18 protein-coding genes are annotated in these 17,222 nt (G+C 47.3%); 5 read left to right on the top strand and 13 right to left on the bottom strand.

The annotated features are described in order from the left end of the window. The first annotated feature begins 66 nt into the window (after positions 1 to 66). Positions 67 to 708 (top strand): glutathione binding-like protein, encoded by a 642-nt coding sequence (locus XDD1_RS12285; RefSeq protein ID WP_045971551.1) that lies wholly within the window; start codon positions 67 to 69, stop codon positions 706 to 708. Positions 709 to 785: 77 nt separating this feature from the next. After that, a complete protein-coding gene (locus tag XDD1_RS12280) occupies positions 786 to 1,700 on the top strand; it encodes a TIGR01777 family oxidoreductase (RefSeq protein WP_045971549.1) in 915 nt (304 codons plus the stop codon). Between the two features lie 61 nt (positions 1,701 to 1,761). Here the strand turns inward: XDD1_RS12280 and XDD1_RS12275 are convergent, their stop codons facing one another. From XDD1_RS12275 to XDD1_RS12225, 11 genes are all read right to left on the bottom strand, one after another. Next, on the bottom strand, positions 1,762 to 2,352 hold the full coding sequence (locus XDD1_RS12275; protein WP_045971547.1) for a UbiX family flavin prenyltransferase: 591 nt from the start codon (positions 2,350 to 2,352) through the stop codon (positions 1,762 to 1,764). Positions 2,353 to 2,498: 146 nt separating this feature from the next. Beyond that, positions 2,499 to 4,016 carry an amidophosphoribosyltransferase gene (gene purF / locus XDD1_RS12270; RefSeq protein ID WP_045971545.1) on the bottom strand — a complete coding sequence of 506 codons (1,518 nt, stop codon included), beginning with the start codon at positions 4,014 to 4,016 and terminating at the stop codon, positions 2,499 to 2,501. Positions 4,017 to 4,048: 32 nt separating this feature from the next. Then, a complete protein-coding gene (gene cvpA, locus XDD1_RS12265) occupies positions 4,049 to 4,537 on the bottom strand; it encodes a colicin V production protein (RefSeq protein ID WP_045971542.1) in 489 nt (162 codons plus the stop codon). Positions 4,538 to 4,652: 115 nt separating this feature from the next. Then, positions 4,653 to 5,339, bottom strand: a complete 687-nt coding sequence (gene dedD, locus XDD1_RS12260) for a cell division protein DedD (protein WP_045971540.1) — start codon at positions 5,337 to 5,339, stop codon at positions 4,653 to 4,655. Next, positions 5,329 to 6,642, bottom strand: a complete 1,314-nt coding sequence (gene folC, locus XDD1_RS12255) for a bifunctional tetrahydrofolate synthase/dihydrofolate synthase (RefSeq protein ID WP_045971538.1) — start codon at positions 6,640 to 6,642, stop codon at positions 5,329 to 5,331. The genes dedD and folC overlap by 11 nt, the downstream gene beginning before the upstream one ends. Beyond that, on the bottom strand, positions 6,635 to 7,582 hold the full coding sequence (gene accD / locus XDD1_RS12250; RefSeq protein WP_045971536.1) for an acetyl-CoA carboxylase, carboxyltransferase subunit beta: 948 nt from the start codon (positions 7,580 to 7,582) through the stop codon (positions 6,635 to 6,637). The genes folC and accD overlap by 8 nt, the downstream gene beginning before the upstream one ends. 117 nt (positions 7,583 to 7,699) lie before the next feature. After that, on the bottom strand, positions 7,700 to 8,398 hold the full coding sequence (locus XDD1_RS12245) for a DedA family protein (RefSeq protein ID WP_045971534.1): 699 nt from the start codon (positions 8,396 to 8,398) through the stop codon (positions 7,700 to 7,702). A gap of 46 nt (positions 8,399 to 8,444) precedes the next feature. After that, complete coding sequence (truA, locus tag XDD1_RS12240; RefSeq protein ID WP_045971532.1) at positions 8,445 to 9,284, bottom strand: tRNA pseudouridine(38-40) synthase TruA; 840 nt, start codon at positions 9,282 to 9,284, stop codon at positions 8,445 to 8,447. After that, on the bottom strand, positions 9,284 to 10,294 hold the full coding sequence (locus XDD1_RS12235; RefSeq protein ID WP_045971530.1) for an aspartate-semialdehyde dehydrogenase: 1,011 nt from the start codon (positions 10,292 to 10,294) through the stop codon (positions 9,284 to 9,286). Before XDD1_RS12235 ends, truA begins: the two co-directional genes overlap by 1 nt. Before the next feature lie 68 nt (positions 10,295 to 10,362). After that, positions 10,363 to 11,490 carry a 4-phosphoerythronate dehydrogenase PdxB gene (gene pdxB / locus XDD1_RS12230; RefSeq protein ID WP_045971528.1) on the bottom strand — a complete coding sequence of 376 codons (1,128 nt, stop codon included), beginning with the start codon at positions 11,488 to 11,490 and terminating at the stop codon, positions 10,363 to 10,365. A 135-nt stretch (positions 11,491 to 11,625) separates the two neighbouring features. Beyond that, positions 11,626 to 12,405, bottom strand: coding sequence for an AraC family transcriptional regulator (locus XDD1_RS12225; protein WP_045971526.1), 780 nt, complete (start codon positions 12,403 to 12,405; stop codon positions 11,626 to 11,628). A 165-nt stretch (positions 12,406 to 12,570) separates the two neighbouring features. Between XDD1_RS12225 and XDD1_RS12220 the strand changes: the two genes are divergently transcribed. Beyond that, the gene (locus XDD1_RS12220) at positions 12,571 to 13,482 is read left to right on the top strand and encodes a DMT family transporter (protein WP_045971524.1); all 912 of its coding nucleotides are present in this window, start codon (positions 12,571 to 12,573) and stop codon (positions 13,480 to 13,482) included. On the opposite strand, the gene XDD1_RS12215 is transcribed toward XDD1_RS12220, so the two are convergent. Next, on the bottom strand, positions 13,423 to 14,856 hold the full coding sequence (locus XDD1_RS12215; protein WP_045971522.1) for a sensor histidine kinase: 1,434 nt from the start codon (positions 14,854 to 14,856) through the stop codon (positions 13,423 to 13,425). The genes XDD1_RS12220 and XDD1_RS12215 overlap by 60 nt on opposite strands. After that, positions 14,853 to 15,518: a transcriptional regulator TctD gene (gene tctD / locus XDD1_RS12210; protein WP_045971520.1), complete on the bottom strand. Its 666-nt coding sequence runs from the start codon at positions 15,516 to 15,518 to the stop codon at positions 14,853 to 14,855. The genes XDD1_RS12215 and tctD overlap by 4 nt, the downstream gene beginning before the upstream one ends. A 284-nt stretch (positions 15,519 to 15,802) precedes the next feature. On the opposite strand from tctD, the gene XDD1_RS12205 reads away from it, so the two are divergent. Both XDD1_RS12205 and XDD1_RS12200 read left to right on the top strand, forming a co-directional pair. Further along, positions 15,803 to 16,777, top strand: a complete 975-nt coding sequence (locus tag XDD1_RS12205) for a Bug family tripartite tricarboxylate transporter substrate binding protein (RefSeq protein ID WP_045971518.1) — start codon at positions 15,803 to 15,805, stop codon at positions 16,775 to 16,777. A gap of 13 nt (positions 16,778 to 16,790) precedes the next feature. Next, positions 16,791 to 17,222 (top strand): tripartite tricarboxylate transporter TctB family protein, encoded by a 432-nt coding sequence (locus XDD1_RS12200; protein ID WP_045971516.1) that lies wholly within the window; start codon positions 16,791 to 16,793, stop codon positions 17,220 to 17,222.

Here is a 17,222-nt window from a genome sequence, read left to right as displayed (position 1 = left end):
TTATCGACAAACGGTGGTAAGGTAACTCTGGTACATTTTTTATCAGTTATTATTACTAGAGGTTATATGATAGATCTATACTATGCTCCAACCCCAAATGGCTATAAGATCACCCTTTTTCTTGAAGAAGTCGGCATTCCTTACACCATCCACCCGATCAATATCAATACCGGCGAACAGTTCAAACCTGAATTTCTTGCCATCGCTCCCAATAACAAGATCCCGGCCATTGTCGATCATCAACCCACCGGCGGGGGAGAACCTATCTCTATCTTCGAATCAGGTGCCATTTTACTTTATCTGGCAAACAAAACAGGCCAGCTATTAAGTCAAGATTTGCGTGAACGTACCGAACAATTGCAATGGCTGTTTTGGCAGGTTGCCGGCTTTGGCCCCATGCTCGGTCAAAATCACCATTTCAATCACTATGCTCCAGAAGTTGTTCCCTATGCCATTAATCGCTATGTGGAAGAATCAAAGCGTTTATATAAGGTGCTAAATACCCAACTGGAAAAAACCGCCTATCTTGGTGGAAACGAGTATAGCATTGCTGATATCGCCACTTATCCGTGGGCAAAATGCTATGAACACCAAAAAATCGATTTGCAGGCTTATCCTGCGGTTGCAAAATGGCTGGATAAGATCAGGCAACGCCCTGCGACACAAGCCGCCTATGAAAGTATAAAACTTGATATTGATAACAGATAGCAGCATATTTCGCTGTCACTTAAGTCATCCCTTGTTATAGTCAAATACACGATTACCTTTTGTTACAGGGGGTGGCTATGCGTATCTTAATTACGGGGGGAACCGGGTTGATTGGTCATCACTTGATCTGCCAACTCCTTTCGCTCTCCCATTCCGTCACCATTTTGAGTCGTTCACCACAAAAAGTGTATTCTCTGTTTTCTGATCGCGTTGAATGCTGGATAACATTAAATGACCAGCGCGATCTCAACGGCTTTGATGCGGTTATTAATCTTGCTGGCGAGCCTATTGTCAATAAGCGATGGACACCGAAACAAAAAAGGAAACTTTGCCAAAGCCGCTGGCAAATTACGGCACAATTGAGCAATCTCATTAAGGCCAGTGAGTCTCCACCATCGGTATTTATTTCCGGTTCAGCCGTTGGCTATTATGGCGATCAAGGGCAATCCGTCGTTACCGAAAGCGATCTCCCACACAATGAATTTGCCCATCAGCTTTGTGAACGTTGGGAGCAGCTTGCTTTACAGGCCAAAAGTGATAAAACCCGTGTATGCTTGTTACGCACGGGCATTGTATTGGCACCAAAAGGCGGGGCGCTGCAAAAAATGCTGCCACTGTTCCGGTTGGGTTTAGGTGGCGCAATCGGCAATGGTAAGCAGTATATGCCGTGGATACACATTGATGACATGGTTAATGGTATCTATTACTTGTTGGTATCACCTGGGCTACAGGGCCCCTTTAATATGACATCGCCTTATCCTGTCCATAATGAGCTGTTTAGTGCCACACTCGCAGGTGTATTGCACCGCCCGGCTTTTATGCGCATTCCCGCCTTTGTATTAAAAGCGATGATGGGAGAAGCCGCAGAATTAGTTTTAGGTGGTCAACAAGCTATCCCTCAGAAGCTGGAAGAAGCGGGATTTGGTTTCCGTTATTTTCAACTGGAAGAAGCCTTGCAAGATGTCATAAAAGCAAAAGACCATGCAGGCTAATTTTTGTCTCCGCCGATCTAATGATACTGTTGTGATTGATTCGCAACAGCATCATTATCACTTAGTCACTATCCCCAATGGGTTTAGCTCCCTGCCAACGGCTAAACAGATCTTCTGGCAAGTCAATATCGAACTGATCAAGCACACGGTTAACCGTCTGGTCGATGATATCCTGAATATGTTCAGGGCGATGATAGAATGCGGGAACAGGCGGCATGATCACCGCCCCAATTTCTGCTGCCTGTAGCATTAATCTCAGATGCCCCAAGTGTAAGGGGGTTTCTCTTACCCCCAACACTAACTTGCGATGCTCTTTTAAAACCACATCTGCGGCACGGGTCATTAAGCCATCCGTGTAGCTATGCACAATACCTGACAGGGTTTTTATGGAACAGGGCAAAATGACCATACCCAATGTTTTAAAAGATCCAGAGGAAATGGCGGCGGCAATATCACGATTGTCATGGACAACATCAGCCAGCGCCTGTACCTCTCGCAAAGTATAATCCGTCTCCAATGCCAGAGTCTGCCGAGCCGATTGGCTAATGACCAAATGCGTTTCAATGCCCTCTACTGACTGCAAAACTTGCAGTAACCTGACACCATAAATCGCACCACTTGCTCCGGTCAGCCCGACAATCAATTTTTTCATGTTTTCCTCTGAGATTCTGGCTATATCGTCGTACTTCAAGATACATTGATTATCTCCCCGCGTTGCGGGGAGATAATCAGTTGTTTTCGTCTTACGAGCGGCAACTTGAAGTTGATAAGATATATAACTGCATGATAATAACAATATTATCCTTCATTATATATTTCCAGATCCTCTATTTCGCTCTGTCCGCGCACTTTCATGGCATCGTCCTTACGTAAATTTTCCAGATAGTCGAGGTAAATCTGGTCAATGTCTTTCGTCACATAGATACCATCAAAGACAGAGCATTCGAATTTTTCAATATCAGGGTTTTCTTCCCGTACCGCTTGCACCAGATCGTGGAGATCTTGATATATCAGCGCATCAGCCCCAATAAGCTGGCGAATTTCATCCACTTCCCGGCCGTGAGCAATCAGTTCATTGGCATTTGGCATGTCAATACCATAAACATTCGGGAAGCGAACTTCCGGTGCCGCCGAAGCAAAGTAGACTTTCTTAGCGCCCGCTTCACGCGCCAACTCGACAATTTGCTCCGACGTGGTGCCACGCACAATAGAATCATCCACCAGCAGAACATTTTTGCCCCGGAATTCAGCGCGGTTGGCATTCAGTTTACGGCGAACGGATTTACGGCGCTCCTGCTGACCCGGCATGATAAAGGTACGCCCGACATAACGATTTTTGACAAATCCCTGACGATAGGGTTTATCCAGAATATGGGCGATTTCCAGTGCAATGTCACAGGAGGTTTCCGGTACGGGGATCACCACATCAATATGCAGGTCTTCCCATTCACGGGCGATTTTTTCCCCCAATTTTTTCCCCATCCGTAGCCGCGCGTTATATACCGATACCTTGTCAATAAAGGAATCCGGGCGGGCGAGATAAACAAATTCGAACAGACAAGGGGTCAATGACGGGGTTTCTGCACACTGGCGGGTAAATAATTGCCCGTTTTCAGTGATATAAATCGCTTCACCGGAAGCGACATCACGCAGGAATTCAAAACCTAAGGTATCCAGCGCCACACTTTCCGACGCCACCATATATTCATTGCGGCCATCTTCCCGCGTTTTCTTTCCCAACACCAGAGGACGGATACCGTGTGGATCACGAAAAGCCACTATCCCATGCCCAATAATCATGGCAACGCAGGCATACGCACCGCGAATTTTTTTGTGCATGTTTGCAACTGCCGAGAAGATATCATCAGGCTCTAAGGGGAAATGGGGAAATTGGGCTAATTCATTGGCGAAAATATTCAGTAGGATTTCAGAATCTGAGGTGGTATTGACATGGCGGCGGGCATTTTCAAACAGCATTTTTTTCAATTCATGTGCGTTTGTCAGATTGCCGTTATGTGCCAATGTGATACCGAAAGGAGAATTCACATAAAAAGGTTGTGCTTCAGAGGCACTGGAACTGCCCGCCGTAGGATAACGAACATGCCCAATCCCGATGGTTCCCTGTAAACGTAGCATGTGCCGTGTTTCAAACACATCCTTGACCAAACCATTAGCCTTACGTAAACGAAAACCATTGTTACCATCAATAGTTGCAATACCTGCTGCATCTTGTCCACGGTGCTGAAGCACCGTTAATGCATCATAAATCGACTGGTTAACCGGTGTAAAACCGACGATACCGACAATACCGCACATGTAGCCTTTCCTCATCAGCCAAGCGGAGAGCGTTATCTCTCCGGCAGGAAACTCGACGCACTTTGCAGGTAGTCAAAAAACCACCTGATGATTTGACTGAACTGTGGGATCAATTGTGATTGTTGCCAATCCTGACTTTTGGGGAGGGGCGTGAAAGAGTCTGCAACAAACAGGAGAGCAGACACAATCAGGACACCGCGCAAGGCCCCAAAACAGATCCCCAGAACCCGATCTGTACCTGACAGGCCTGTTCGCTGGACAAGTGAACCAATAACATAGTTTACTACCGCACCAACAATCAGTGTTGCAATAAATAAGATGGCAATCGCTATCCCATTCCGCACCAGTTCATCTTCAAGGCGAGTAAAATACGCCGCCAAATAAGTATAGAAGTGGCTGGCAACAAAGAAAGCACAGCCCCATGTTATCAGGGAGAGCGCTTCGCGAACAAAACCACGAATCAGGCTAACCAGTGCCGAGAAGCCAATAATGGCAATAATCGTATAATCAATCCAGACCATATCTTAATCCAAAAACAGGCCCCCGACATTCAGGTCGGGCGCATTCTAACAGAAAACGAAAACGTTTGCGTAGTGGATTCATCACTCTACCGAAAATAATTTAAAGACCCTCCGATTATGGCCTATAGTTTTTGATCTGCCCTTGTAATCCCGTAATTTCCCTCAATTCGGCCAAAATGGATTCCAGTGCCTGCCTTGACGCATTCGGCCCGACATAGATCCGGGTCAATTGCCCCTGTACCGGAGAAGCAGGCACAGTGTATACCTGATGCCCGGAAAGGCGCAGCTTCGCCACTATCTCGCCAACTTTATCCGCATTTTTTAATGCGCCAAGTTGCACCACATAGGCTGTTGCCTGAGGCGCTTGTTCTGCTGGCTTCGGTTTAGTCTCTGGCTGGCTTTCAATACGCGATTCCGGTTTCACCTGCGGTTTAGTTTCTAGTTTCGGCTGAGGCGGGGATTCAGGTTTCACCGTTGTTTTAGGATCTTGTGTACCAGTAACAGGGGGGGCTATTACTGGCTCTGAAGACGGTAACCTGGACAGTGTTTCTAAATCTGGCTCTTGCTCCTGTGATTGCATGGCTTGTACAGCCCCTTCAGGCGGTGTGGACGGCATGTTTTGTGCCAATGGCGGGATCGAGTCAATATCTTCTTCATCACCCGGTTTTGGCACCAAAGGAATCGCAGCAAATTGCTCTTCGTTATATTTCTTATCGCCATCAAAAATCATCGGCAACACAATCACGCCCAATGCGACAAGCACGAGGGTTCCAACCAAGCGATTTTGAAATTTACTGGCCACTTTCCTTGCCCTCCTCCGATTCCTCCACAACCAATGCCTCCATCACATGGGCAACCGTGTGGAAAGAACCACAGACCACAATGATATCCTGCACCGATGCGTCTTCCATTGCCTGCTGCCAGGCTGATTCGACTTGCGGGAAGGTTCTGGCGTGGGCCAGATGCCCAGACAATATTTCAGCTTCGGCTCCCCGCAGTTCATGCAGTGATGCGCAGTACCATTCATCAATTTGTTGGGAAAGACAGGCGAGCGTACCGGCAATGTCTTTGTCTGCCAACATGCCAACGACACCACGAATTTTACTGCCCGCTGAACGAGGCAGTTCGGCCAATTTTTGCACCAGATAACCCGCAGCATGTGGATTATGAGCCACATCCAAAATGACCAGCGGATGTTGCCTGATAATTTGGAAACGTCCCGGCAATTGGGCGTTTCTCAATCCCGTATGGATGGCCTGTTCATCAATGGCGCGGCTGACTTTATCATCCTGTTGCAATAAGCAGTGGATCACCCCCATCGCCGTCGCAGCATTTGCCAACGGCAGGTTGGGTAAAGGCAATGCATTGAATTGCTGATTACCACCTGACCAATTCCAGCGATTTTCATGTTGTGAGAAGTGCCAATCCACACCACGACGAAAGAGCTTCGCGCCCAATTCATCCGCAGTGTCAGCAATTGAATAAGGCATATCCGGTTCACCCACTACCGCAAAATGCCCGCGGCGGAAAATACCGGCTTTTTCACGGCCAATGTGTTCACGATCTGAACCTAACCAATCGGTATGATCCAGCGCGATGCTGGTGATAACGCCAATATCAGCATCAACGATATTGGTGGCATCCAAGCGGCCACCCAATCCCACTTCCAAAATCACGACATCAAGATCCGCTTCTTTGAAAAGCTGTAATGCGGCTAATGTCCCATATTCAAAATAGGTCAATGAGATATCGCCACGCTGGGCTTCAATCGCGGCAAATACACGGCAGAAATCCTGTTCCGTGGCTTCCTTGCCCTGAATACGTACCCGCTCGGTATAACGCACCAGGTGCGGGGAACTGTACACCCCCACTTTCAGCCCTGCGGCCAGGAAAATAGATTCAAGAGTATGGCAAGTTGTTCCCTTGCCATTGGTGCCTGACACCGTGATCACTTTAGGTGCTGGGTTCAATAGGTCTAATTGACGACCCAGTTTTCCGACACGCTCAAGCCCCATATCAATGGCTTTGGTATGCAGGTTTCCCAGATAGGAAAGCCACGTCATCAGTGGCGACGTGGCTTGAGGAATTTGCAAAATATCAGACATCTTCTTTATTAGGATTGATGTTTATATCAGCTTCAACATCAGCAGAGTCAACAACGACTGCTTCCACTGGCTCCGTTTTTGCGCCCGGCTGCGGTTGATGCGTCAACATGGCGAGCAGGCTGGCAACTTTATCGCGCATGTCTGGACGGCGCACGATCATGTCAATCGCCCCTTTCCCCAGCAGAAATTCACTGCGCTGGAAACCTTCCGGCAATTTTTCACGCACGGTCTGCTCAATGACTCGCGGGCCGGCAAAGCCGATCAATGCCTTCGGTTCCGCGATATTAATATCGCCCAGCATCCCCATACTTGCGGTCACCCCGCCCATCGTTGGGTTGGTCAAAACACAGATATAAGGCAAACCCCGATCTTGCATTTTTGCCAGCGCAGCACTGGTTTTGGCCATCTGCATCAGTGACATCAGGGATTCCTGCATACGTGCCCCACCACTGGAAGTAAAACAGACAAACGGGCAGTTATCTTCCAGAGCCTGTTCAACCGCACGGACAAAACGGGCACCCACCACTGACCCCATTGAGCCACCCATGAAATTGAATTCAAAGGAACCGGCCACCACGGGCATATCATGCAGCTTACCTTTCATGACGATCAGCGCATCTTTTTCTTGCGTCTGCTTCTGGGCGGCAGCCAAGCGATCTTTGTATTTTTTGATATCACGGAATTTCAGGATATCCTTAGGTTCCAGCTCACTGCCTAATTCCGTGCCAGTGCCTTCATCCAAGAATGAATCCAATCGTTGGCGGGCTGAAATACGCATGTGGTGGTCACATCTTGGACACACCTCAAGGTTACGCTCTAATTCAGCACGATAAAGTACTTGACTGCAACTGTCGCATTTTGTCCAAACTCCTTCAGGTATGTTTGCCTTACGAGTTTGCATTATTTTGCTTTTATTTAGAATCTTTTCAATCCAGCTCATTAATGAACCTTTCCGTCTGAATCTGGCTGATGCCAGCTTTTGTTTTACGTGCCATTAAACCACAATGCCATTACAGTGTGGATAAAAAACTGCTCAAACCTGTTTACGGTTATCGATTTATCTATCTACTGCACTGCTTGCTGCTTTTTTCGAGGCAGCGCGACGATGACGCCAAATTTCGATGATGCCCGGCAGAATAGAAATAAAAATAATCGCAACAATCAATAATTTCAGATTCTGCTGTATCACCGGCATATCACCAAATAAATAACCCGCATAGGTGAATAATAGCACCCAGATAAATGCACCGATGACGTTATAAGCCGCAAAATGGCGGTAAGACATTTTCCCCATTCCGGCAACGAACGGTGCAAACGTTCTAATAATTGGCACAAACCGAGCCAAAATGATGGCTTTTCCACCGTGTTTTTCATAAAACCCATGAGTCTTATCTAAATAACTCCGGCGGAAAATCTTTGAATTTGGATTGGTAAACAGTTTCTCACCAAAAATTCTACCAATGGTATAGTTTATCGCATCACCAATAATGGCGGCTGTAATCATCAAAGCTGCCATTATGTGGACATTAAGATCATTGGAATCAAGTGCAGAGAGTGCACCCGCCACGAAGAGCAAGGAGTCCCCCGGCAAAAATGGCGTCACCACCAAGCCTGTTTCACAAAATATAATCAGAAACAGAATGCCGTAAACCCAATCACCATAGTGAGCCACCAACTCCGCTAAATGCGCATCAATGTGTAAAATAAAATCGACAATAAATTTCGCAAAATCAACAAAATGAGTTAAAAACTCCATAATATTCCTCGTTACGACCCAACATCCCTGTCATGATTCGAAAATGTCAGATTAATTTATTTCCCAGAAACAGGGGGCCCATCATCGGTTCAGGTAAACCAAAATGTTCAGGATAATCCACCGCAACTAAATATAAGCCCTCAGCTTTGGCGGTTGCTGCCGCTTTTGTCCTGTCTTTCAGGGCTAATAATTCCGCCATCCAGCCAATATCCTGATTACCGCAACCAATCTCCAGCAAGCTGCCAACGATATTGCGCACCATATGATGAACGAAGGCATTCGCCTTAATATCAACCACAATATAATGCCCGTGCCGGCTAACGTTTATATGCATCATATTGCGCCACGGTGAATTGGACTGGCACTGCACGGCGCGGAAAGAGGTAAAGTCATTCTCTCCCAACAAGCTCTGTGCCGCTTCATGCATTTTTTTCTCATCCAATGGATAATGAAAATGCGTGACACCGTGCGCCAATACCGCAGGACGATAGCGATGGTTGAAAATCACATAGCGATAACGGCGAGCGGTTGCACTGAAACGCGCATGGAATTCATCCTCCACCGTTTTGACCCAACGTACCGCAATATCCGCTGGCAAATGGCTATTGACTCCCATGGTCCATGCGGCATCTTTACGTTGTACTGAGGTGGTAAAATGCACAACCTGCCCGGTTGCGTGTACCCCGGCATCCGTCCTGCCTGCACAAAAAACGGCAATCGGCTCATTCGCGACTTTCGACAGCGCTTTTTCCAGGCACTCCTGTACGCTTTTCACTTCTTGCTGACGCTGCCAACCATAATATCGGCTGCCGTCATATTCAATCCCCAGTGCAATTTTCACTTGCTTTGCCGCTGGCACAGGCTGACCCAGCTCGGTATCAGACATCAGTAAAATTGCTCCTGCATCAGTTTTTCGGCGATTTCAACCGCCATCAGGGCACCGCCAAAACGGATATTATCGGCAACTGACCAGAATTGCAGCATCTCTGGCATACCATAATCATGGCGCAGGCAACCGATGCTTAAACTATCACTGCCCGACGCATCCGTGACCGGAGTCGGGTAATCTCCCTCTTCTGAGACCTGAATGTCTTCGACACGTTCAAGTTCATCACGCGCCTCTTCTATCCCCACCGGACGCAATGTTTCGACACTGACCATCTGCGCAATGCCATAGAAAACCGACGATTGGACACAATTTACGGAAACCGGCAGCCCTTCATCCTGCAATATTCTGCGAATTTGATCGACAATACGACGCTCTTCACGCACTGTACCTTCTGCATCAGGTAACAGAGGCAGCATATTGAACGCCAATTGTTTGCTGAAACGGCCTTCATCGGGGGGAATGCCATTTAATAAACGGGCACTCTGCCCTGCCAGTTCATCAATGGCAGCTTTGCCATGCACGGAAACGGGCAATAGATTGGTCAACTGTAAACGGGCAATGCCGGCCGCATCGATCAAGGGCTTGATGGCGGTCAGTACTTGACTGGTTGCGCTGTCGGCCACCGCAATGATGTTACGGTGACGGTATTCAGCTAATGCGTATGAATTAACGCCGGGAACCACCAGAGGCACATCAGGCTCTGCGGCAAACAAGCCGCTGCTGTCAATCACCAGACAACCCGACTCCGTTGCTTTTTCAATATGTTGCGCAGTGACTTCCATCGTCGCGGCAAAAAAAGCGAATTGCACCTGTGACCAGTCAAATTCTGCCGCATCACGAACGGTGATATTTTTGCCGTTAAAACGCTGGATCTTTCCAGCACTTTGTTCGCTGGCAAGAAGATGCAGTTCACCAACCGGAAACTGACGTTCCTGTAATAACGCCAATATCGCTTCACCAACTGCGCCCGTTGCACCCAATAGCGCAATATTCCAACCTTCTGACATGTTGGTTTTCTCCACTTCTCTTATTTCATTTCTTATTTTTGCCGGCTGGCAGGAAACCCCTGCCGGTATTAAATCACCGTTGCATTAAATCCAATGCTGGATAGCAATTGAGCGCTCTCTTCTGCGTCACAATGCACGGTCAGGGAAGACCACTCCCGACGTTCTGGATAGTTTTTGCGTAACCGATCAAACGCACCCGCCTGATCCGCAACCTGACGTAAGGGAGCATCATCACGGCGCACATCATACACTAAGTGCATCAAACGCTTGAGGACGCTTTGTGTGACTTCTCCCTGCACGGTGATCTGGCTGAAATCAGAAGCCGGCAACCAATCAGCCAGTTCCGTCTTGCGGGGTTGTCCCAAGAATTCACAGTAAGCCTCAAAAACCTGGGTTGTTCCCCGTGCCTTGCCTTCCAGGGTATAGCCAGCAATATGGGGAGTCGCAATATCGACTAACTCCAGCAGGGGCAGGGAAAGATTAGGCTCTGGTTCCCAAACATCAAGGACGGTACGGAGTTTTTTCCCCTGTTGCAGTACGGCAAGTAGTGCTTGATTATCAACCACCTCGCCACGGCTGGCATTAATTAAAATTCGGTTGTCCGGTAATGCAGAAAGTAATTCTGCATCCGCCAAATGATAGGTCTGATAGGGGCCAGATTGATTCAAAGGGGTATGGAAAGTCAGAATATCGGCTTCTTTCACCAGTTTTTCTAAAGGCCAAAACTCGCCGTCATCGCCCCGATCTGCGCGGGGAGGATCGCACAGTAAGGTCTTCACGCCCAAAGCCGCCAGCCGTTCAGCCAGACGCCCGCCGACATTGCCAACCCCGACAATACCGACAGTTTTATCTTTAAGTTGGAACTGATCTTGTTCAGCCAATAGCATCAGTGCCGAAAAGACATACTCAACGACGGCAATAGCATTACATCCGGGGGCGGCGGAAAACCCAATTCCGGCCTGAGATAACCATTGCTGGTCAACATGATCCATTCCCGCGGTCGCCGTTCCGACAAACTTCACTGAGCTGCCTTGCAACAGGGATTCATTAACTTTAGTGACCGATCGAACCATAAAGGCATCAGCGTGTTCCAGCACACCCTCCGGTACTGGACGCCCCGGAATGGCCTGTACTTCACCCAATTGCTGAAAGAGTTGTTCAGCATAAGGCATATTTTCATCAACCAAAATTTTCACTTTTCTCATCCAATGGCTTAAATGGGCGTGACCCGCTATTCTGCCACTTTATCTGCATAAAACCTATATGCCTTGCTCTTTTCAAGCTAGCCGCCCAGTAACAAGATGATGGATATAGGATTTTTTATTGTCAGATCAGCCTCTTCTGAAACGTTCCGGTGTTGTCCCTGCAAGCTGCTGAAACATGGCAATAAAAGCCGAGGATGAGCTATACCCCACATCAAACGCAATTTCGTAAATACTTTTCCCCTGTTCTAATAAGGATATAGCATGCAGAAAACGTAGCCGTTGACGCCATTCACCAAACGACATTCCCAGCTCCTGCTTACAACGCCGCGATAACGTTCTTTCTGAGGTATAACGCTTCTTGGCCCACTCCGCTAAAGAGGTATTATCCGCCGGATTACGTTCCAACATCTGCAAGATTGGTGCGAGCAACTTATCTTTTGAGGAAGGCAAATAGGTACATTGCCTTGGTGATAATTCCAACTGATCAATCAATACTTGTGCCAAACGCTGATCTTTTTCAGTTTCCGGTTGCCGGATCTTACGGGCAAAAAAATCCACCATAATGGCATTAAAAATGTCATTCAATCGCATAAGACAAGGTTGTTGCGGTAACGCATCCGCCCATTGAGGGGAAATATCGATGATCCAAAATCGCAACGCTTTCCGGTTATAACTCGAATGGATGGTATTTTCCGGTATCCAGATACAAAACTCCGGTGGGGCAAGGAAATGTTGCTTTTCCATCTGCATTTCCATGACACCACAAACGACATAAATTAATTGACCAAAAGGGTGCGTATGTAACCGACATTCAGTATCAGCATGCAATGTTTCATCACGAAAAGAGAGTGTCTCTGGCATCATGGGCTGAAATATCGCTTGATTCGCCTCCATCCGCTCTATCATTTTTACCTCCGCAAAGTTTTTCCCACAAAATGTTTACCCATAAAATAATCAGGGGGATATATCTTGTCTTAATTACCGCATCTGTTGTCTGTTTATCAATATATATAATAAATCGGTCACTGCTAAACTAAACCAACAATACACTGATATAAATAATCTAGCTTGATGAAGAACTTATTGTTTCCCCTCGTTGCGGTGCTGATCTGGTCAATCAATGCCGTTGTCAGTAAAGCAGCCGCTACGCTGATTGAACCCGCAGCCATTGCTTTCTACCGATGGTTTATCGCCTTTCTGGTTTTGACACCTTTTGTCTTATTGCCCGTTCTGAAACAGCGGAAAATCGTGACCCAATACTGGTGGAAGTTATTAATTCTGGGATCGCTGGGCATGGTGCTGAACCAAAGCCTGGCCTATTACGCCGCCCATACCGTCAGTGCGACAATCATCGGTATTTTCACCTCACTGATCCCCTTATTAACCGTCATTATCAGTATCTTTGCCCTGCGGGTTGCGCCGACGGTGGGTATCACCCTCGGCACCGCACTGTCTGTATTCGGTTTGGTATGGCTGGTCAGCAAAGGAGAACCGTCTTCCTTATTGCAGCATGGTCTGGGTACTGGAGAAGTGATGATGTTTATTGCCGCCGCTTCGTATGCTCTATACGGCGTTTTAACCAAACGCTGGGCGATTCCCTTACCCAACTGGCAATCACTCTATATGCAAATTGGCTTTGGCGTTTTATTACTGCTGCCCAACTTTATGATGACAGAGAATATTCAATTAACGGCTGATAATATTTCCCTTGTCCTGTTTGCCGGCATTCCCGCCTCCATCATAGCGCCCTATTTATGGATACAAGGAGTCGCGCGCATTGGGGCCAATATGACGTCTATTTTTATGAATCTGGCGCCCGTTTTTACGGCCATCATTGCTATCGTGGCACTGCATGAAAAAATGCACAGTTATCACTTAATTGGCGGAAGTATTGTGCTGTTCGGTGTAATACTCGCCCAACAATTACGTATTCCGCTCACTCGCAGAAAGCCGGAATATAATTCGAACGAGCAATCCTCCTAATCGTTCGCCGGGCAAAAGCTGGAGAGTGGCACCATGATACAGGCTGACCTCTTTCACAATGGTCAGCCCCAACCCCGCCCCCTCCAGCCCGGCAGCATTATCCAATCGGTTAAACGCCATAAGCGATTGATGAATATCTTCTTGGGCAATCCCCGGCCCTGAATCCTCGATCTCAAGGCAGCCCTGTTTTTTATCCGGCATAATGTGCACTCTGCCCGTTACCACGCCCATTCGCGGCGTATATTTGATAGCGTTATCCAGCAGATTAGCGCACATTTCGGCTAACAATAGCGGATCGCCTTTGATCCACAAGGCGTCTTCCCCTTCATAGCCCAAATCAATATCTTTACTTTCTGCTTGCTGTAAGCGGGAAAAACAGGCTTGTTGCAATAATTCCACCATATTGACCGGTTGATAATGCTGTATTGCCTCTTTTTTATGCACTTTAAGCTGTGAAAATTGCAATAAGCGATCAATCAGTGAAATCATGTTGTCCACACTTTGATCAATCGCCGTCAGTGTGTTGCTTCTCTGTTCTGGATTTTGTTCCGCACGTGCGACGGCAACCTGGGTTTTCAGCACCGCCAAAGGTGTCCTCAGTTGATGGGAAGCGTCGGCGCTGAACCGCTCCTGACGTTCTACCATTAACTGCAACCGTTCGATATAACGGTTGAGCGCTTGAAGTAATGGAGAAAGTTCAGACCACGGCAAAATATCTGGCAAGGGGGTCAGATCATTCGCCGCACGGCGGATCATCATGCCGGACAGTTTTCGCAATGGCTTAAGCAGGAGTTTGAGCAGAATATACGCAAGGAGCAAAGTCAATAAGACAACCGCGCCTTGATTGATCAGGGATGAAAGCAGTAATTGGTGAGCCATATATTGGCGGGACATCACGGTTTCTGCCACCAATATTAACGCCATTCCCATAGTGCCCCCTTCATTAATTGGCTGATACAATCCCACCACCCGTATTGGTTGCCCCTGATATTCTGCATCATAAAAATAGGCCAAGGCGGTATATAAAGGCGAACGCTGAATGTGCGGCGGTATCCGGGGAAGGTCATCGTAGCCGGAAATCGTCTTTCCTTCCGGTGAGATAACCTGATAGTACAAGCGATCGTTCGTATTGCGTTCAAAGCTGTCCAAGACAACATAAGGCACATCAACGATCAAACGCCTCTCCTTCACTGTCAGGCGTTCAGCAACGGTTCTGGCTGAGGCCAGCAAGGTTCGGTCATAAGCCAGCATGGTAGAATTTTTCACACTGACATATTGGCTATAAACAGAAGCGCAGCCCAGCAGCAATAGCGGTACGCCGAAGAACAACAGCAATTGGTGGAATAACGAACGCGGTATTTTCACAGACTTCATTGCAGCAACTCCAACCGATAGCCCAATCCACGCAAGGTTTTGATCCCGATATCACTGTTGAGTAATTTTTTCCGCAACCGGTGCACATACAGTTCGATACTTTGTGGGTTTGCTTCATCCGCCAAGGAAAACACCTGCTCAAACAGTTGCTGTTTAGAAACCGGACGCCCCCGGCGATGAAAAAGTGTTGTCAGGACAGATAATTCCCTGGGCGTCAGTGCCAGAGGGATATGGTTTAACAGAAAATACCCTTCATCTTCATAAGCTAATGAACCGAATTTCTGTGTCTCTTGCGGTATCGCCGTACTGCGACGCAACAAGGCACGAATGCGGGCTTCCAGTTCCTGAAAATCAAAAGGCTTGGTCAAATAATCATCCGCCCCCGCATTCAACCCCTTCACCCGATCCGTCACCTCTGTTTTGGCGGTTAATAACAATACCGGTAAGTTTTGACCGCGCTTACGTAACCGCGATAACAGGGATAATCCATCCAATCTGGGTAAGGCAACATCCAGAATCAATAACGCATAATTTTCCGTCTGCAATAACTGATCGGCCACTACACCATCTTCCGCCAGATCCACCACAAACCCGGAATGATTCAATGCCTTTTGTAACCAATGTAATAACTCCGGATGATCCTCAACCAATAAGAGACGCATGAATAATACCTACTGTTAAAAATTAACCAGAGAAATAAAGCGGAGATGCTACACAATTGCAATATTAAGATTTAGCAATTGCTTGCGGGTTAACAGAAAACATAAATTCAAACAAACAATTAACAAAAATATGCAAAACGCCGCACAAATTAAGCGACTAGGGTCACATCCATATGATTTTTATTGTTAATGAAAGGTAATTGAAAGGTTTCAACTATATAAATAAACACCTGCCAGAAATTTAGCCCTCATCTCTTTGTACTGGCATTATGCGAGGAATAAAAATGAAAAAATTCATAACCTTATTAGCTACTGTAAGCCTGCTTCTTTGTACCAGTGCTTTCGCAACCTCTGCCCCCAATAGAACCGAGTGTATTGCACCGGCCAAACCCGGTGGAGGCTTTGATTTAACCTGTAAACTCGTCCAAATCTCATTATTGGAAACCCAAACCATAGATTCGCCCATGCGGGTGACGTTTATGCCCGGTGGTGTCGGTGCGGTTGCCTATAATGCCATCATTGCCCAAAGACCCGCTGAACCCGGCACGATTGTTGCGTTCTCTGGCGGTTCGCTATTGAATCTTGCTCAGGGCAAATTTGGTCGTTACAACGTCAATGAAGTACGCTGGCTGGCCAGTGTCGGTACCGACTACGGCATGATTGCGGTGAACTATGACTCCCCTTACAAAAACCTGACGGATTTGATGGCGGCGTTTAAAAAATCCCCTGAGAGTATTGTGTTTGGCGCAGGCGCGTCTATCGGTAGCCAAGACTGGATGAAAACCGCATTACTGGCAAAAAAGGCGGGTATTGATCCCCGCAAAATGCGCTATGTCGCGTTCGAAGGTGGCGGTGAGCCTATCACGGCGTTGTTGGGAAATCATATCCAAGTCGTCTCCGGTGACCTGAGTGAAACTTTACCTTACCTCCACGGCGATAAGATCCGCATACTGGCTGTTTATGCGGAGAAACGGTTAGGTGGTGAGCTGGCAACTATTCCAACCGCAAAAGAACAGGGTTATGACCTTGTTTGGCCGGTCATTCGTGGCTTTTATATGGGGCCAAAAGTTTCTGATGAGCAATATCAATGGTGGGTAGAGACCTTTCAAAAACTGCAACAATCTGCGGAATTCAAACAACAACGTGAGCTACGTGGGTTATTTGAATTCAATATGACAGGCAAAGAACTGGATGACTATGTGAAAAAACAGGTCATTCAATACCATGAAATGGCCAAATCCTTTGGTTTAGCAAAATAACGGGAGCGGCATCATGAGCGATCGCATCTTTGCTACGGTATGGCTGATGCTATGTGGCATTGGCTTGTTTATTGGATGGGGAATTCATAGCGAATATAACTATGAACCTCTGGGCCCTCGCCCGTTTCCCATCGTTATTATTTCACTCATGGCACTCTGTGCTTTACTGTTGCTGTTTAAAAAACCGGACGCCATCCACTGGCCGGCACCACAGGTGTTACTGCGCCTGGCCTTGTTGGTGATTTCACTTGCCATATATGCCGGGTCATTTGAGTGGTTGGGTTTTCCGCTCGCCACTACATTATTGACGATTTGTGTGGCATTACTCTTTAACGCCACGCTCCTTATCGCAATTATTTCCGGTGTATTTCTGGGTATTTCGCTCTTTTTTGCTTTTGATCGTCTGTTAGATGTCACGCTGCCCGTCGGCAGTTGGCTCAGTTGA

Origin of the sequence: Xenorhabdus doucetiae, assembly GCF_000968195.1 — a bacterium.
In the GTDB taxonomy this organism is placed as follows: Bacteria; Pseudomonadota; Gammaproteobacteria; order Enterobacterales; family Enterobacteriaceae; genus Xenorhabdus; species Xenorhabdus doucetiae.
This window is presented reverse-complemented; position numbering and strand designations above follow the sequence as displayed.

Coding starts and splice junctions, on each gene's coding strand:
- tctD (WP_045971520.1), bottom strand. CDS start 15,518: ATGCGTCTCTTATTGGTTGAGGATCATCCGGAGTTATTACATTGGTTA.
- XDD1_RS12215 (WP_045971522.1), bottom strand. CDS start 14,856: ATGAAGTCTGTGAAAATACCGCGTTCGTTATTCCACCAATTGCTGTTG.
- XDD1_RS12220 (WP_045971524.1), top strand. CDS start 12,571: ATGAAGAACTTATTGTTTCCCCTCGTTGCGGTGCTGATCTGGTCAATC.
- accD (WP_045971536.1), bottom strand. CDS start 7,582: ATGAGCTGGATTGAAAAGATTCTAAATAAAAGCAAAATAATGCAAACT.
- purF (WP_045971545.1), bottom strand. CDS start 4,016: ATGTGCGGTATTGTCGGTATCGTCGGTTTTACACCGGTTAACCAGTCG.
- XDD1_RS12200 (WP_045971516.1), top strand. CDS start 16,791: ATGAGCGATCGCATCTTTGCTACGGTATGGCTGATGCTATGTGGCATT.
- XDD1_RS12245 (WP_045971534.1), bottom strand. CDS start 8,398: ATGGAGTTTTTAACTCATTTTGTTGATTTTGCGAAATTTATTGTCGAT.
- XDD1_RS12205 (WP_045971518.1), top strand. CDS start 15,803: ATGAAAAAATTCATAACCTTATTAGCTACTGTAAGCCTGCTTCTTTGT.
- folC (WP_045971538.1), bottom strand. CDS start 6,642: ATGTCTGATATTTTGCAAATTCCTCAAGCCACGTCGCCACTGATGACG.
- XDD1_RS12235 (WP_045971530.1), bottom strand. CDS start 10,294: ATGTCAGAAGGTTGGAATATTGCGCTATTGGGTGCAACGGGCGCAGTT.
- XDD1_RS12225 (WP_045971526.1), bottom strand. CDS start 12,405: ATGATAGAGCGGATGGAGGCGAATCAAGCGATATTTCAGCCCATGATG.
- truA (WP_045971532.1), bottom strand. CDS start 9,284: ATGTCTGATACCGAGCTGGGTCAGCCTGTGCCAGCGGCAAAGCAAGTG.
- cvpA (WP_045971542.1), bottom strand. CDS start 4,537: ATGGTCTGGATTGATTATACGATTATTGCCATTATTGGCTTCTCGGCA.
- XDD1_RS12285 (WP_045971551.1), top strand. CDS start 67: ATGATAGATCTATACTATGCTCCAACCCCAAATGGCTATAAGATCACC.
- XDD1_RS12280 (WP_045971549.1), top strand. CDS start 786: ATGCGTATCTTAATTACGGGGGGAACCGGGTTGATTGGTCATCACTTG.
- XDD1_RS12275 (WP_045971547.1), bottom strand. CDS start 2,352: ATGAAAAAATTGATTGTCGGGCTGACCGGAGCAAGTGGTGCGATTTAT.